The organism is Streptomyces sp. M41 (genome assembly GCF_043673425.1).
Taxonomy (GTDB): Bacteria; Actinomycetota; Actinomycetes; order Streptomycetales; family Streptomycetaceae; genus Streptomyces.
In genome coordinates this window covers 1-16549 of record NZ_JBIMKE010000050.1, presented here as the reverse complement: position 1 = coordinate 16549, position 16549 = coordinate 1, and the positions used below count along the sequence as shown (strand labels likewise).

Below are 16549 nucleotides of genomic sequence, written 5' to 3'. Positions count from 1 at the left end.
ACCCCCTGCCAATTCAAAGGCAGCCCAGAGAGGTTCACTCACGGCTATGGCCCGGCCGCTTTTCAGGGTAAGCATCCCCACGGCCGTCCGATGCTCGCCCACCCGCTCCCGCACCACCTTCAGCAACTGCTCGAACTGCTTCATCCGCAGCCCCGTGACCGTCTCCACTCACAATGGATCAGCCCTCAACACCCCAGCCATACAAGAGAAATGCCCTGATCACGGCCTTCCGCAACACACTTTAGGAAGGTTCCTACTCCCGCTCGACGATTTTGAGGTAGAAGAACAGGTCGAGGTCCGCGGCCCGTTGGGGATCGCGCTCGTACAGGGACAGATAGCGATTGGCCGAGGTGCCTCCGACCCTCAGGTGCTCGGCGTTCAGGTACACCCGGTGGCCCGTATCGGCATCAGGGGCCCAGATGTGAGCGGATCGGATCCGCAGGAAGCAGAGGACCGGCGGGACTCTCTCCGCGGGCTGCCATTGGACTTCGTCCAGGACGACCTTGTTGCCCCACTGGTGCTGCGGCGCACTGTCGAGGAACAGCTTGGCCATATCCGACGGCGTCCACTGCAATCTCGCGGTTCCCGTCGTCTGTGTCACCTTCATGGTCCCGTCCAGCCGCACTCGGTGGAACCCGAAGGGGGCGGTGATGTTCGGGGTCAACAGGACGTCGGACTCCGAGGCCCGTGCCCAGTAGACCTTGTCGGGATCCGTCACCGGGTAGGGCAGGTCCAGGTGGACCTCGATCAGCGGGTCGAACGGCTGTGCAGCCGTCCACAACTTCATCTCGGGATCCGGCATGCTGATGCCCAGGGAGATCCCGTCCACGAAGGCGGTATGCGATACCTCGGTTCCGTTGCGGATGAGGTTCTCCTGAATCAGATTCCATACCCCGTCATGGTCGAGCAGATCGATCGACTCGAGCAGCAGCGTCGGAGGCACCACGGGACCGCCCATGTTGGCGCACAGCACGTCGAGCGCCTCCTGCACCGTCTTGGATCCCTGGAGCAGTTCGCAGCCACCGGGCAGGTAGCTCGTGGCGGCGGCCGTCCGGAAGCTGGCCGTGAAGAGTAGCGGCGGGCCCTCGGGAGTGCCCGCGGGCGAGGTGAGCACCGCCTGCACGTGGTGGTCCTCGTCGGCACGGCTCGCGTCGACGGCCCACGGGACCTCGCACAGCCCGTTCTCGTCCGTCTCGCTCGTGAAGCTCTTCGCCCCGTCCACCGCGGAGCCCCCGACCTGGCTCGGGATGCCGCCCGCGGGCATGCTCCAGGTGACCAGGGACCTGGGTACCGGGACGCGCCCGCACAGCACCGCGACCCGTAGCCTGCCGGGCAGGGTGACGAAGCCGCCGCCCGCCGGCGCCGGGACCTCCTGGGCGTCGCCGCCCCGGTACAGCAGCGCGCGGTCGGTCAGGGTGGCGGCGTGCACCCGGCAGTCCCGGGCGGTCGTCGGGCCGGTCAGGGCGGCCAGCGGCGCGTACCGGATCTCCGGGCCGTGGGGCCGCTCGTGCCGGCCCTCCGGCCAGTCGACCGACCCGTCGGCCCGGGCGGCGAACGTCCAGTGGTCGCCGCGGCGGAAGACGTCGAGGCCGCCCCGGCCCAGGCGGACCGCCAGGCCGTCGCCCAGGTCGAGGGGGAGCGAGAGTTTCGGATCGTCGGGCGACGCCTGAGCGGTGGCGACCCCCTTGCCGTTCGGGAAGGCGTCCCACAGTCGCAGGAACCAGCCCGTTGTGTCGCTCTTGATCGATCCGGCGCGGGCCGTCGCGGCGGTCTCCAGCGTCACGACGGTGTCCGTGGCCCGCGCGACCTGGAACAGCCGTTGCCACTGGACCGCGTCGCGGGGGTCGACGTCGTCGTGCTCCGACACGAACTCGGCGTAGGCGCCGGCCGTGAACCAGTTGAGCGGATCGAGGGCCGGTGGCTCGACGGTGACGGCCGTACCGTCGACCGTCACGACCCGGGCCAGGACCGACGCGTTGCGCCGCGACAGCTTGACCGTGAGACCCTCCATGCCAAACCGCGGGCCGTCCGCGTCCGGCCAGTCGCTGTTCGGGACGCCGCCGTGCACTTCGATCCGGTACAGCAGGTTCTCCGGCCGGGAGAACCCGCCCTGCGGGGTGAGCGAGCACGGATCGGACGACGGGGGTGCCTGGTCGGGGACCACCGTCAGGGTGCCGGTCGACGGCTGGACGAGTTTCTTCCAGTCCCCGTGTTCCGTGACAGTGGCGCAGTCGGGGCCCGTGCCCCAGCCCCCCTCGGGGACGTAGGGGAACACCTGCCAGTCGACCAGGGCGCGTCCGGCCGCCTGGGCGTCACCGAGGGCCGGATCGGCGTAGGCGGGCTCCTCGACGGAATCGACGTACCGGACGAGAGCCTTGAGCGCGAGGAGCACCGGGCCGGTCGTGGCGGTACCGGTCCAGGGATGCGGCTGGTTGCCCACCAGGCAGTTCTCGGTCCTGTTCTCGACCAGCCAGCCGCCGAGGAAGCCGTGGCCCGTGCCGATCCTGCACGCGCCCGGCGTGGCCGCCGGTGTCACCGAGAAGGCACTCGACGGGGCCGAGACCACGAGGCGCCCGCCGGAGCCGAGCACGTCGCCGGTCTCCGTCTCGACCCGGTCGAGCAGGTGTCGGCCCTGCGCGTCGAGGTCGGCGTCCAGCAGCACCTGTCCCTGCTGGACGACGACCGAGCGCGGCTGCCGCTCGTCCTGTGCCCGGACCGTCAGGCGGGTGGCGTCGTTGCGGATGGTCATGGTCTGTTCCTCCGGGCTGCGACAGCGCCGGAGCGCGTGTCGTCGATGACTCGGGCCGCCAGGGCGACCGGTAGGTACTCGTCGAAGAGGGCCCGCACGTCGGCGACGGCGATCCCGAAGGCCGCACGGGCGAAGGCGCCCATCTCGACGTCGCCTTCGCCCCCCGAGCGGACGCTGTCGGGGCAGAGCGGATGCAGCATGGCCAGCGTCGGCTCGTCCGCGGCCGTGTCCAGGAAGAGGGGTTCGTTCGCGAACCGGACCACGTCGGCCTCGTCCGGCGACAACGGCCGGCCCGCGGCCTCCTCGGCCGCCGCCAGGGCGAGGGACGGCTGGCAGCGGAACTGGCGCGGCACCGCGGAGCCGTGCGGTACGAAGCTGTGGCGCACACAGCCGGTCTGGCGGCGCAGGACCGTCACAGCCTCCGCGAACAGGGCGTTCGTCGCGGTGAGGGAGCGTACGGACGATGTCCCGAGCACGGTGACGTCGCGCAGCGCGACGTCGAGTCCCGGCGCGGCGAGCGCCGGGCCCGCCGCGCCGTCCGCCGTCACGACACTGTCGGTGACCAGCAGCTCGCCGCTCACCGCGGTGTCCGCGTCGCCGATCCGCAGCGGGCCGCAGACCGCGTGGTCCACGTCGATCCGGACGGCGGTGAGGTCGCCGTCCGCGCCCACGGCGACGCCGCCCGGGGCGCGCACCGTCACGTACCGCAGGTCGAGTTCGGACACCGCGTCCGCGCCGAGGCGCAGACCGCCGGTGAGTTCGAGCCCGTCGAGGACGAGTCGGCCGGCCGGCGCACTGGCGTCCCCCGGCCCGCGCAGCACCCGCGTCGGTGCGTCCACCGTGCAGCGCCGTTCCCGCCGGACGACGAACCCGCGCAGGGTGGGGTCGGGGTCCGCGCCGGGCAGCACCCTCGGCCGCCGCCACTGCGCGGCCACGAGGTGCACCTCGGACGCGGGGGGCACCGTCACGTCGAGTGTGGCCGAGCCGGCGGGCGCGGCCTCAAGGTCGCAGCGGGCCAGGACGACGATGCTGCGGCGGCCCGCCCCCTGGGACGCGACCCCGGCGAGGGCGTCCGTGAGCGTGGCGACGGTACGGCTCGACGTCTCCGGCGAACCACCGGGCGCGGCGCTGGGATCGACGACCCAGACCAGATCCCTCGTCTCGCCGGTGCTCCGCACGTCGAACGGCCGGTCCGGGGCGTTGCGGTCGTGGGCACCGGCTCCGACGGGCCGGCCGGCGGCCGTGGCACAGGCCACGCGCACCTCGGCGACGTCCGGTCCGGGCACCTCGGCCACGACGATCCGGCCGGTCACGGGATCGACGGCGCACGCGACGGGATGCGTACCGCTCCGGGGTGCCGGCGCCGTGGCCCCGGGCTCGTACCACGTGTGCGTCACCTTGGGGTCGACCCGGGCGCCCGGAGGAGCCGGCGGGGACTCCAGGTCGACGATCCGGACCTCGGCTGGCGGGACGCGCCGGAAGGCCGTCTCGCCGTCCCACCGGAGGAAGACCGTGAACGGTTCGTCGGCGCCGTCGAACCATGGGCGGCCGGGCAGCCGCGGCGGCCGCTTCTCCAGCGCGGCGGCGCGCAGTTCCGCGGTCTCCAGGTGCAGGGGCAGGCGGCTCAGCCGGCCGGGCAGGTCGGCCTCCTGGAGTCGGGAGCCGACGGCGCGCGCCCGGCGGTCCGGGTTGAACAGGCGCAGAACGGCGCCCGGTTGCTGGGCGAGCTGGAAGTGGCCCGGCCGCGCGGTCCCGCCGGCCGTCCACGGCCGGGCCCGCGGAACCCCCGCCATGTCCGCCGCCGGCACGGTGTCGCCCACGGGGGCGGGGAACCGCGCCACCGACGGCCGCAGCAGATGGACGCCGACGGCGGCCGGCGCGTGCCGTCCGGCGGGCCGGCCGGGAGACGCCCCGTCGACGCGCCGGACGTCGAGCAGGCGGGGCAGCCGGTCGAAGGCGCTCCCGGCCGACGACGCGGACCCCCCCGGGGTGAGCCCGGCGGTGGCCGGGCGCTCAGGACGCATGTCCAGCAGGTGCGCGCAGCGGGCCAGCCGCTGGTGGTATTCGACGGCGACCGCGGCCAGGCCGGTGACGTCGCCGGCCATCGCCTCGACGACCCGGGCCGTCCCTTTGCCCCGGCGGTAGCGGATGGTGTTGGCCACCAACGCACGACGGCCGGTACTGGCCCCTCCTGGAACGGGCCGCGTCGGAGGCGCGGCGACGAGGGCGGCGAGCGCGGCGAGCGCCGCCTCCCCGGCCGTCTCGACGAACAGCGCGTCGTACCACGCCTCGATCTCGGCGTCGATCTCGGCGCTCGCCAGTCCCAGCACCCCGCACAGCGCCCGCAGGGCCCCTGCCGCGGCGAGATCCGCCTGGCGCACATGGGCCGGCAGCAGGCCGTACAGGGCCTCGGCGACGGTCTCGACGCGGGTCTCCGGCAGATCGGCCCCGCCGCTCACCGTGGTCGGCACACTCATGCGGTCAGCTCCGTGAACGTGATGTCGGCTCCGGCGACGGACAGCAGCCGCGCCGGTTCCAGCCGGGCCGGGCCGGGGCCGGTCACCATGACCGGTCCGGGGCAGGGCAGCCGCCCCTGGGCGTCCGGCGTGACGCCCGGCGCCGAGAAGCGGGTGAGGAGCACGGCCCTGACGCCGGGGACGCCCTGCGCCGTGGCGGTGGTCTGCGAGCGGTGCACGGCGGTGCCGAACGGCCGGGCCGGTCTGCCGAAGTCGCGGACGAGAGCGGCGCGGACCGCGGCCTCCACGCGGGGCCGGGGCAGGTCCGGGTCGGAGGCGAGGGCCAGTGCCAAGGTCATCGGCAGATCGACGAAGCCCGCGATGCGCAGGCGCGTCCCCGGCGGGGCAGCCGCGGCGAGCGCGGCGTGCAGACCGGCCACCAGGTCCGAGCCCGGCGCCGGTGGCGCGAGGGAAGTGGTGGCGACCGTGAGGCACACGAACCGCCGCAGCCCTGCGCGGAGTTCGACGGCCGATGCCTTGCCGACGCCCCGGTACGCCTGGGCGAACGCCTCGAAGTCCGCCAGGGACACCGCCCGGTCCAGCGTCCGGACCGCCCTCGGCGCGGCGGTGCGCAGCTCCTCGATCGTCTCGGCGTCGCTGCCGCCCTCCGCGGCCAGGGGGTTGGTCACGGAGGCCACACCGGTCACCGGCGTGACGATCTGTGTCAGCCGGTCGTCCGGGAGGTTCCCCGCCGACCCGCCACCGACGCGGTAGAGGGCGACGACGTTGCCGGTCCCGCTGGGCAGCCGCCCGGCGAACTGCAGCTCGGACCCGCCGTCTGGCCGCTCGGTGACCTGGAACCGGTGGCTGTCGGGTCCTTCGCCGTACAGCGTGTCGGCGGGCTCGTAACGGCGGTCGTCGACCCGGGCCTCGATCGCCGGGGCGTACCCGCGGGGTCCCGGCGCGGCGACATGGGCGAGCGGCGACTGCCCGAGCGGGAAGCGCGGCAGGACAGCCGCAGGGTCGCCGGACCCCAGGGTCTCGGCGCCCGTGGCGGGCGTCAGCGCGTGCGAGGACGGCACGACGTTGCCGATTACGGTCAATGTGGCGTCCGTCCAGCGGCCCTCCAGGGCCGCGTCGAACACCACCAGCGTCGCCTGCCGTACCGGCGAGCCGCCGCTGTGGTGTTCCACCCGCAGGACCGTCGCCGCCTCGGTGGCCGTCCTGCCGCCAGCTGTCCGCCCGGTGAGGATCACCTGCCGTCCGGGCGGCAAGGTCGGTTTCCCGGCTAGGTAGAACCGGTCGGGAAGGTTCTGCGGGAGGAAGCCCGGGTGTTGCGGTGGCGCGGGCTCGCCGTCGGGCCCCGGGTCGGTGACCGGCAGCACGCGCTCCTGGAGGTGTGCGAGCAGCGTCCCGCGGGCCGTCTCCCCATGGATGACCGTTTCGCGGACCTTGTTGTTGAAGTCCTGGCACAGGTCGGGGTTGAGGGTGATCCGGGTGCACCGCGCGGAGAGCCCGAAGTCCGTCCGGGCGGTCTCCCGTACGGCGGAGACGCGCGCCACCCCGACCGGCGGGTCCGCGGAGGCGGCTTCCAGGACCACGACGCGGTCCGGCGCGGCCTGTGGATGCACGGTGTCGAGGTGGATGTTCCAGGGGCCGTCGTGGTCGGACAGGGCGCCCATGACGAAGTTCTTCCACTCGACGGGCAGTATTGGCGACGGCAACGCCTCGCCGTGCTCGTTCCGTACCGCGTCCGGCATGAACGTGATGTCCGGCGCGGTCGCGCCGAACGCTTGGGCCCGCTGCCCGAGGAGGATCACCGTGCCCGGCTCCGAAGGCTCCGTTAGCACAGTGTCCACGGAGAGCAGTTGCCCCCCGGCGAGGGTGAGCACGGTACGGGCCGGTTCGGCGGAGGCGGCGACGTCCACGTCCGTGACCCGGGCCAGGAGCCAGGACGACGTCCCGTCCTCGTCGCTCCCCGCGTGGACGAGCACCCGGTCGCCGGTCCGGGCCCCCAGGGTGATGCCCTCGACCTCGACGCTCGTGGTCTCCTCCGATACCGGCGGCAGCACGAACGCGCGCAGCGGCGGCAGCGCGTTCCACGCGCCGCGGGCCTCGACAGCGGCGTCCGTCTCGAAGGTCACGGGCAGCTCGCCCTGTTCGGGCACCGTGCCCACCCTGAGCCCCCGGGGGACCGTCACCACGTCCGGCGCGCCCGGGAGCGTGCCGACCCGGAACGCCAGCAGGGCTTCGGCGGCGATCGCCGGCCGCGGCACGTGCCCGAGCATGCCGGTCAGCCGGACCAGCGCGGCGCGGTCCTCGGTGCCGGGCAGCGTGGAGTCGACGGCGAGCCGGTGGAGCGTCCATCCCAGGACGTGGTGCGCGCCGGCCGCCGCGGCGAGCAGGGCGACGGCGGGATCCTCGGGCGACCGGCCGAGCGTGGCCAGTGGCCGGCCGTCGAGGGCCTGGGCCCGGGAGATCCGGTCGAGCAACCGCTCCAGGATCGCGCCGTACCGGAAGCGGGCCGGATCGCCGGGCAGCCGGGCGGGAGTTCCCGCACACGACGCCCATCCCACCCCGTCGCAGCCGCACGCGCAGCTCATCGGCCACCTCCGACGCTGATCCGCAGCCGTCCGCGCTCCGGAAAGCTCGGATCGTCGTGCAGTTCGAGGACCTCGGCCGTCGCGGGCCGGATCACCCCGCGGCGCAGCTCGTCCTGGGCGAGGCGGTCGAAGCGCTGGAACACCAGGGGTTCGACGCTCCGCACTCCCGGGACGGCCATGACGGCGGCGAGGAGCGCCGACAGGAACAGGGGTGTGCCGAAGGTGAACCGGTCCGGATGGAAGAACCCCGGGCCACCACCGCTCCCTGCGGGCAACAGCGCCGCGCGGACCCGGCGCCCCACCTCGCCGCGCGGCACGTCCGGTGCCGCGCAGACCGCCAGGCCGATGTCGAGCGGGACGGCGAGGGCCCCGCGCACGGCCACGTCGAACCCGGCGAGCCGGAACGACTCCAGGTGCTCGAGCAGGCCCGCCAGAAAGGCGGCGTCGACATCCGCCCCGCCCCGGCGGTCGACGTGCACGAGCACCGTCTGCCAGGCGCCGGTCCAGCGCGGGACGGCGACGGCGTCGGCCACGCCGGGGAAGCGGCGCGCCGCCTCGGCGTAGTCCGCCGGGGTCACGGCACGCTCCTGGCGGCGGAACGCCTGCGGGGCCACTGCCCGGACCGTGGCGTCGTCCTCGGGCGCCGCGCCTCCTGACGCCGCCACCGGGTTGGTCACCGACACGACCGGTGTGCCGTTGTCTGCGGCGGCCAGGACGACGTGGCCCAGCGCGTCCGGACCGAGGTTGCCGACCGGTCCCGTGCCGAACCGCCCACCGACCGCGAGGGAGTCCCCCACCGCCGGCGTGAGGCCGTGGGTGCCGTCGCCGAACCGCAGGACCGGCCGCCCGTCCGGCCCGGTCTCGACGACGAAGTCCCGGGAGAACCGCCCGCTCGCCAGCAGGTCGCGCCGGACGGTCCACGTCGCGAATGAGTCGTGGAGCGCGATGGCTGGCATGCACCGGGCCTGATCGACCGTCAAGAGGGCGGAGGCCGACGGCTGTCCTGGATCGGCGGGAAGGTGCCGCGCGGTCCGGGCCGGCGGCCCGATGCCGCCGGTCACGTACGGGCGCCAGGCCGTCCCCGCCCGCGGACCGGACGGTGACAGCCGCGGGGCGAGCGCCTCGGCGGCCGACGGCGGCAGGCCGAGGTGCGAAGGCGGCGGCAGGGTGGCGCCGTGCTCGGCGAGCACGAGATTGCCCCGCGCCGCGGCGCAGACGACCCGCCGGCCCGGGCCGGACGGCCGCGGTACCTCGGCGGTGACCGGCAGGTCGAACGGCAGCGCGTCGGTGTCGTCCCACTCGACGTCGAGCAGGCGCGTGCCGGGCGCGAGGACGTCCTCGGTCGTCGTCACCCGGGTCAGCCGGACGACGTGACGGTGCCCAGGATCGGCGTCCTCGGCGCGCCCGGTGTCGGCGGCCGCGGTTTCGGCCAGGAGCAGGAAGTCGCCCGGGGCGAGCCGGTCGGTGGTCTCGCCGCCGTCCGGGAGGGGCACGGTGGCGCCCGTGCCGCCGTCCACGAGGGTCACCGCGGTCGCCCCGGCGGGCAGCGTGCACCATTCGTCCCCCCAGGTGTGCAGGGCGATCTCGTTGCGCCATTTCCACAGCCGGAGGGGAGCGAGCGTCTCGAAGACGGTCGGCGCCGACGCCAGCGCCTCCGGATAGGCCGACGCCGTGACGACGGGGGGCAGCTCCGGCGAGCGGGGCAGCACCGGGGTGCTCGCGCGCAGCTCGTAGCCGTCCCCTGCTGTGCCGGGCGGTTCGAAAGACACGGCGACGAAGGTGCGGGCGGAGGCGCCCTCGCCCGGCGTGTAGTCCAGCAGCCGGGCGTGGCGGGTCACCGACGCGCGGGTGCGCGCGGTGTCCAGGAACGCCTCCGTCCCGACCCAGTCGAGGGTGTAGCTCTGCTGGTCGGCGCGGTAGGCCAGGGCCTCGACGAGCGTCGTCGTCAGGTCGACCGGGTCGTCTTCGCGGAACCCCGGGACGAGCACCGCCATCCGGTCGAGCATCAGGCGCCGGAAGCCCTCCCAGTCACGGGTGCGGTAGTCGAAGCGCGGGTCCGGCGGCACGGCCGCCGCCGGCTCGCGGCAGCCGGGCGCGCAGTCGCCGTCGTCGAAGCAGTCCACGGCGAACGAGAGGTCGACCGCGGACAGCCGGGGGTCGATGAAGCTGGGCGGGGCGTCCGCGCCCGGTCCGGCGACGATCGCGAGCCGGTACGTCGAGAAGTCGACCGGCTGGCCGCCGGGCACCGTGACCGTGTACCGCGACACCTGTGTCCCGCCCGGTGCCGCCGGCACCACGGGATCCACCTGCGGTGCCGGGAACCGCACCCCGCCGGTGAGGGCGATCTGGTCCCCGGTCAGCTCGGCCTGGGGCAGTGGGAGCGGCTTCACCAGGACGACGTCGATCAGCGTGGGCTGGTCGACCGTGCTGCCCCGGTGGACCTCCACGTAGTCGATCCCGGACAGGTCCGCCCGCTCGGACCGGGCGAGCACGGCCCTCCGCCGTTCGTCGCGGCAGTGGTAGCGGGCACCGGTCATGTGCGGTCCTTCCGCAGCCGCACCTCGTCGGCCGATCCGCTCGAACGGACCTCGTAGGTGACGACGATCTCGACCGCCCCGGAATCGTCGGTGGCCTCGACGGACACGTTCCGGACGGTGAGCACGTCGCCCAGCCACTGCTGGACCGTGGACTGCAGGGCGGCGCCGAGCGCGACCGCGGTGGGACCGCTCTGCGGGCCGAACACCAACTGCTGTGCGGGGCTGCCGAGATCGGGCCGCATCACGCGTTCCCCCGGCAGGGTGAGCACGAGCAGTCTGAGCATCTGCCGCACGTGCGCGTCGCTGCCGTACGCCACCGTGGCGGAGCGGCCGAGCGAGGTGACGGCGAAGGGGAAGGCGAGCCGGCTCACGTCGCGACCACCCGGGTCTGGGTACCGGAGACGATCGGCGGACCGGCCGGGATCTGCTCCGCCGACAGGCAGAGCGCGCCGGCCGGGTTGACCAACAGTGGTCGGCCCGAGGCGGTCACCCGGGCCGCCCCGGCGAGCCACTTGGTGCTGACGCACGGCTGGGGCTTCGGGGGCACCGTGAACGGACAGCCCGTGACGAAGCCCTGGTCCGTGACAACGGCCGCGGTGGAACCGGACACCGTGACCCGGGGGTCGGCGGCGACGATGGTGAGCGGTGCGCCGTGCGGGCAGGTCACGGTCGCTCCGGCGTGCAGGACGGCCCCGGGCATCGGGGGGCTCCTTCCGCTGCGGATGGATGGGGGGAGAGGGGCAGATGAGTGGCTGGCACCAGCTCTCAAGTCACCACGAGAGCACCCCCGTTGATGATCACCGAAGGGCCGGAGAGCACGATGGACGCCTGCCCGTTGCTGATGCTGATCCCGGCGGACCCGACGACGATCGACGCCCCGGCGGGGGTGAGTACCTGGAGCTGGGCCGCGGGCATGTCGGACAGGGTCACCGAGACACCGGTCGTGGTCTGGAGATGGATGTTCGGCGTGGCCGGAGTGCCGGCCATCGCCAGCAGCGGGGCACCGGCCGGCTCGGGCCAGAACGCCCCCGTCCAGATCGGGCAGTCGGGATCACCGGCCTCGAACTCGACCCACACCATGCTGCCCGTCTGCGGCAGCGCGATGACCCCCGCGGTGCCCTTGGCCGCGAACGGGACGGCGGGCAGCGCCCACGTCGAGGGGAACAGCCCGTACCGGTCGGAGAGCTGCACCTGGATCCGGCCCTGCACGAGGGGATCGGCGGTGTTGAGGACGGTGGCGCGGTACTTCCCGAAGTACTTCGGCCCGGACGTCATGGCGTCACCCCCGGCACGTTCGACACCAGACCGTCCCGCGTGAGCTGAAACGCCTGCTTCCAACTACCCCGCCCCAGCGCGTGCGTCACCGAACGCACGAACCACAGCCCGTCGTGCGCTCGTCCCGCGCCGCGCACCCCGACCAGGGAACGGGCGTCGAGGGGACGTCCGTAGCGGGCCAGGTCCATCGTCCCGGTCGCGGTCACCGGGTCCGCCGCGCCGCGCCCGGCGAGCAGCGTCATCAGGGCCTCCGGCAGTCCCATCCGGTCGGTCTCCAGCGGTTTCGTCCGTGTCGGCACCAACGGCCGGGCCGCGAGCGGCGGTTTGAGCAGCCCGACGTCCGGGACCGGCACGGGCACGGAGAAGTTCGCGACCTTGACGTGCCCGTACGGCAGGACGGCGGCGTTCCCGTCGGCGGAGAAGCTCATGCCGTCGAGGTTCGACGCGGTGTCCATGTCGACGGTCAGCGCAGGCTGCACCACGCCCGCCCGGACCTGCGGCCCCCAGTAGGCCGTGTTCACGCCGGGCGCAGGACCGGGCGTCACATAGAACTCGTGACCGGCGTCCTTCGCCAGCTTCGTGGCGTACGCGAAGTCCGTCCCCTGCTGGTGGGCGAACTTCTCCACCGCGCTCGTCACCGGCTGGAACGGCGGGGGAACCGTCACCGGCACGACCCCGAACGCCGCGTACTTGGCCATCATCAGCGCCACCCGGGCGAAGGGCGGCATCCCCGGGAACGCGAAGCCGGTGGCGTCGAGCACGTCCATGTACCCGGAGACGTCCTCGCCGGTGACGACCAGGCGGTGCTCGCCCGGGCGGCCGGTGGTGGTGACGTCCTGGCGCTTGACCGGCCCGTCGGCGAGCACCTTCGGCACGCCCCGCAGCGTCGCCACGAGCACGACGCGCACCATCGGGTCGAAGAAGCCCGCTGGAAGCAGGGACGTGGCGATCGGCGACGTCTTGGAGTAGGTGAAGCTCAGCTGGAACCCCGAGCGCGACCCCACCGCCTGGGTCACCGTGGCGCCGTCCAGGGCGTCGATCACCGCCTTCGGCGCGGGGGCGACGGCGACCGGCCCCATCAGGACGGTCAGCGTGACGGAACTAAGCAGTGCCATGGCCGGTGATCTCCAGGGGGAGCGGGATCATGACGAGCCGGCCCTCGGCGTCGGTCAGCCGGGCCGGATCGGCCGCGCCGTCGGCGTCGACGACGCGCCACCAGAGGGCGGGGTCCCCGTAGGCGTCGTGAGCGAGGGTGTCGGGCCGCTCGCCGCCGGCGATCCGGCGGTGCCCGAGCGGCACATGACGATCCGGCGCGGGCAGGATCCGCCGTGCCAGGTACACCTCGGTGGTTCCGTCGTCGCCGGTGCGGCTGACGACGGGCACCCCGAAGTAGCGGCTGTTCGGCGGGTACGGCGCGGCGGTCACGGAAGCCTCGACAGACCGAAGGTCCGGACGTCGGCCCCGCGCCGGCCGGCGAGCCGTTCACGGCGGCGGGCGGCGGTGAGGAAGAGCTCGGCGCCCGTCGAGCCCATCGGGAGGTCCTCGGACGACAGCACGCGCAGCCCCAGACCGACGCGGGCGAGGATCGGGTTCAGCCGCGTGTCGAACGCCTCCTCGGTGACAGTGAACTCGGTGATCCGCACCGGCAGCGTGCGGTCGGCGCCCAGTACGAGCAGCAGCAGCGGAGACGGGAGCGGAAGGATCTCCAGCGTCCCCCTCCCGGCCAGTGCCTCGGCGGCCACCAGGTCGGCGGTGGTCGGCGAGATCATGGTCTCCAGCTCGGCGAGGTCCGCGGCGATACCCTCGGCGACGGTGTCGGGGTGCTGACCGGGCTTCTCCAGCCGGTCGGTGGCGTCGAGGGCGATCTCCAGCTTCAGGGTCTCCACCGGCGGCCCGACCAGCCGGAGTGCCTCCAGTCGGTCACCCGAATCGACGCTTGCGCCCCGCGGGGTCAGCGTCCGGGTCAGCGTCTCGGGGTTGTACTGGAACGGGACGGTGCGCACGGCCGCGCGCCCCTCGGCGTCCATGACGACGAAACCGCCGCGTACCGTCCGGGGCGAGCCGGGAAACCCTGAAAGCGCCGTCATCGCGATCCTCCTCTCCGCACCCGCGTCATGTCTGGGTCGCCGTGCCGCGGCCGAGCATGTCCCGGATGACCTGCACGGGGTCGATGGACTCGGGCTCGACCTTGATCTGGGACAGGCTCGGCCAGGTGATCCGGCCGTCCTTGGCGTAGGCGACCCGTCCGAGGGTGAGTTTGAGCTCGGGCCCGAGCTGCGCCGTGACACTGGCCACTTCATAGGTCCAGCGGTGCGAGAACACGCCCCACGCGGCGTAGAGCTCGGCTGCCAGCAGCACCTTGACACCGGCCGTCAGGCGGCCCTTGGCGTACGCCTCGGCGTCGAACGCGAACCCGTCCTTGTCGTAGTCCGCGGCGATCGCGATGCCGCCCTCGCCCTCGATGCGCAGCGACGGGACGATGTCGATGCCGCCCTTGGCCCCGACGGCCCCGAGCGCGACCTCGGCCCCGATGTAGGCGCCGAAGGTGCCCACCAGTTCCGCGTAGGCCGGCACCACGAAGGCCCCGGTGAGCTTGGCTGCGACCTGGGGATCGTCCTCGAACGGGTAGAGCTCGCCCTTGAACACCACCCCCCGCAGCACGACGGGCCCAACGCCGTAGCCCAGTTGCAGTGAGCCGCGCAGTTCGATGAAGGCGGTCACGGCCGGGACCGGGGTGGGGAAGGAGAACTTCACTCCGACGCCCTTGAGCAGGGGCACCGTCCCGCCCTGCGGGGACGGCCATTTGCGCACCAGGACGATGTCGCCGACGGTGACCTGTCCGGAGAGCCTGACCCGCCGGTCCTTGGTGATCTCGACGCCGAGAATGGGCCGCAGGTCCTTGGTGACCTGGTAGCCGATGCTGCCCTTGCCCCAGTACCGGCCTTCCTCGTCGAAGCCGAGCCCGATGGAGCCGTCGGCCTTCGCGGTCTTGACGGTGATCGTCGCCGTGCCCGAGAAGCGGCCCTCCTGCTCCTCCTCCGCCCGGTTGTACTGGATGTGCATCGTGGCCTTGAACTGCTTCCAGACGATCTCGGCGTCGCCTTTCAGGGATAGGCCGCCCTCGCCGTACCTCCCGGAGAGCCGCACGGACTCCACCAGCGGCAGGGGCTTGGCGACCGTCACCGACCCGCTGTACGAGAGCGTCCGCCCGTCCCAGTGGGCGCCCAGCCGGAGCTGGGAGCCGCGGATCGTCGTGGTGAGCGCTCCCGTCGCGTAGGGCGCGAACCTGCCGGACGCCGTGGTGAAGCCGATCTCGACGTCCGCGCTGGAACGGGGCAGGGAGGCCGTGTTCGCCGTGAGCTTGCCGGACCATCCGCTCTCGGAGTTCCATACGACGCGTCCCGCCGCCGCGTTGACACCGGGAAGCTTGCCGGCGGGGGTCAGATCACCGGTGGCGACCAGAGCTCCGTTCTGGACGGTCACGGCGAGCGTGCCGAGCAGGACGGGCTTGGCGGCCGGGCCGACGGAGAACGTGAGCGTTCCGCTGGGCACCAGCGTCGGGGAGAGCCGCAGCGCCAGCTCGCCGCCGGTGAACCGGAAGGCCGCCGGCAGGGGGGAGACCAGTTTGGCCGCGGGGATCGGAGCCACCAGGGCGAGCTCATCCTTGGCGTAGACGACGTTGAGTCTGCCCAGGAACGGCACCGAGGAGTGGATGACGCCTTCGCCGCTGAGATCGCCCCGGTCGTCGAGCGCGATCCGCGTCAGCTCGCCCCGGCTCAGATACGGGTAGAAGAACGCGATCTTCTTGTTCTTCTCCGGGTCGAGCCGCAGCCTGCGGGCCTCGCCCGGCGGCCCCTGAGCGGGATCCGCGGTTCCCTCGGGCCCGGCCGTCGCGGGGGCGGGGGCCGTCGTGGGCTCCAGCTCCGCGGTGAGGGTGATCGCCGAGTCGCCCTTGGTGGCCGACACGGCGCGGCTGTCGAGCGCGCCCAGCACGGTGTCCTTCGTGGACTTGGCCCCCGCCGCGGCGCGCCGGTAGATCTGGATGCGCATGCCCGGCACGATGCGCCGGGCGAGCATGTCCAGCGGTGTCTCGCCCGTGTCCCGCACGCGCACCGTCTCGCCCTGCCCGCCGGCCGACAGGGCGACGGGCTTTCCGTCCGACTTGGCCTTCTCCGCGTCCGAGCCGCGCACGGCCCCGGAGCGCAGCAGGTTCTCGATCTCGAAGCTGGCGTCGGGCTGCCCCGTGGGAACCGTCGCCGTGGAGATGCGGATCTGCAGCCTGCGGACGCCGGGCCCGCGCATGGCGGGATCGCGGATCTGCCGCACGAGGTCGACGAGGGCCTGGTAGGTCTCCCGGCCGGAGGCCTGGTTCTTGGAACTCGTGAGCAATTGGAGGTTCGAGGGGATCGAGGTTCCGCCCAGCTGCTTCTCGACGATGTGGTCGACGTCGCACTTCGCCTGCAGGAGGCCCGTGCCCAGGCCCATCACGACCTCCTTGACGGCCGGATCAGCGAGTTTCGCGCGGACCTTCTCGTTGTCGGCGGCTGCCGCCGTGATGGCGTCGGCGAGCTTCTTCGTCGTCGGGAAGCCGAAGGCGCCCAGCCACACGTTCTTGTACTTCTCACCGCCCTCCTTGTACGCGGCGACCGACTCGTAGGTCGCGGTCGCGTCGCCCACGAAGAGGGGTGTGAAGACCAGGCGCTCGCCGGCCGCGGCATCGTCGTACGCCTTCTGCACCCAGGCACCGGCGCCCTTCTCGGCGGGCAGGGTGAACTGCGGGACTCTGACGACCAGTTCGGTCGTGCCGATGCCCGTCGGCTCGTCGACGACCACGCTTATCCCCGGCGGCAGGCGAAGCGCTGGGCCCGCCGCCGTCCCCGGCTGGGCGGCCGCCTCCTTCGGCGCGGACGCCGGGCCGGGGGCGCTCGC

Annotated in this window: 11 protein-coding genes; all 11 read right to left on the bottom strand. The window is 73.4% G+C overall.

What is annotated here, in order from left to right; translation table 11 throughout:
* Window positions 1–253: 253 nt before the first annotated feature.
* Window positions 254–2749, bottom strand: a complete 2496-nt coding sequence (locus tag ACHBTE_RS34910; RefSeq protein WP_394729638.1) for a DUF6519 domain-containing protein — start codon at window positions 2747–2749, stop codon at window positions 254–256.
* Window positions 2746–5226 carry a hypothetical protein gene (locus tag ACHBTE_RS34905; RefSeq protein ID WP_394729636.1) on the bottom strand — a complete coding sequence of 827 codons (2481 nt, stop codon included), beginning with the start codon at window positions 5224–5226 and terminating at the stop codon, window positions 2746–2748. Before ACHBTE_RS34905 ends, ACHBTE_RS34910 begins: the two co-directional genes overlap by 4 nt.
* Window positions 5223–7808 (bottom strand): baseplate J/gp47 family protein, encoded by a 2586-nt coding sequence (locus ACHBTE_RS34900; protein WP_394729634.1) that lies wholly within the window; start codon window positions 7806–7808, stop codon window positions 5223–5225. Before ACHBTE_RS34900 ends, ACHBTE_RS34905 begins: the two co-directional genes overlap by 4 nt.
* Window positions 7805–10345: a baseplate J/gp47 family protein gene (locus tag ACHBTE_RS34895; protein WP_394729632.1), complete on the bottom strand. Its 2541-nt coding sequence runs from the start codon at window positions 10343–10345 to the stop codon at window positions 7805–7807. Before ACHBTE_RS34895 ends, ACHBTE_RS34900 begins: the two co-directional genes overlap by 4 nt.
* A complete protein-coding gene (locus ACHBTE_RS34890; RefSeq protein ID WP_394729630.1) occupies window positions 10342–10716 on the bottom strand; it encodes a GPW/gp25 family protein in 375 nt (124 codons plus the stop codon). Before ACHBTE_RS34890 ends, ACHBTE_RS34895 begins: the two co-directional genes overlap by 4 nt.
* Window positions 10713–11045 (bottom strand): hypothetical protein, encoded by a 333-nt coding sequence (locus tag ACHBTE_RS34885; protein ID WP_394729628.1) that lies wholly within the window; start codon window positions 11043–11045, stop codon window positions 10713–10715. Before ACHBTE_RS34885 ends, ACHBTE_RS34890 begins: the two co-directional genes overlap by 4 nt.
* A gap of 65 nt (window positions 11046–11110) precedes the next feature.
* Window positions 11111–11620 carry a phage baseplate assembly protein V gene (locus ACHBTE_RS34880; protein ID WP_328884770.1) on the bottom strand — a complete coding sequence of 170 codons (510 nt, stop codon included), beginning with the start codon at window positions 11618–11620 and terminating at the stop codon, window positions 11111–11113.
* Complete coding sequence (locus tag ACHBTE_RS34875) at window positions 11617–12735, bottom strand: hypothetical protein (RefSeq protein WP_394729626.1); 1119 nt, start codon at window positions 12733–12735, stop codon at window positions 11617–11619. The genes ACHBTE_RS34880 and ACHBTE_RS34875 overlap by 4 nt, the downstream gene beginning before the upstream one ends.
* Window positions 12722–13045: a hypothetical protein gene (locus ACHBTE_RS34870; protein WP_394729624.1), complete on the bottom strand. Its 324-nt coding sequence runs from the start codon at window positions 13043–13045 to the stop codon at window positions 12722–12724. Before ACHBTE_RS34870 ends, ACHBTE_RS34875 begins: the two co-directional genes overlap by 14 nt.
* Window positions 13042–13707, bottom strand: coding sequence for a hypothetical protein (locus ACHBTE_RS34865; protein WP_394729622.1), 666 nt, complete (start codon window positions 13705–13707; stop codon window positions 13042–13044). The genes ACHBTE_RS34870 and ACHBTE_RS34865 overlap by 4 nt, the downstream gene beginning before the upstream one ends.
* 25 nt (window positions 13708–13732) lie before the next feature.
* Window positions 13733–16549 (bottom strand): HNH endonuclease signature motif containing protein (locus tag ACHBTE_RS34860; protein WP_394729620.1); only part of this gene is annotated, 2817 nt, incomplete at its 5' end.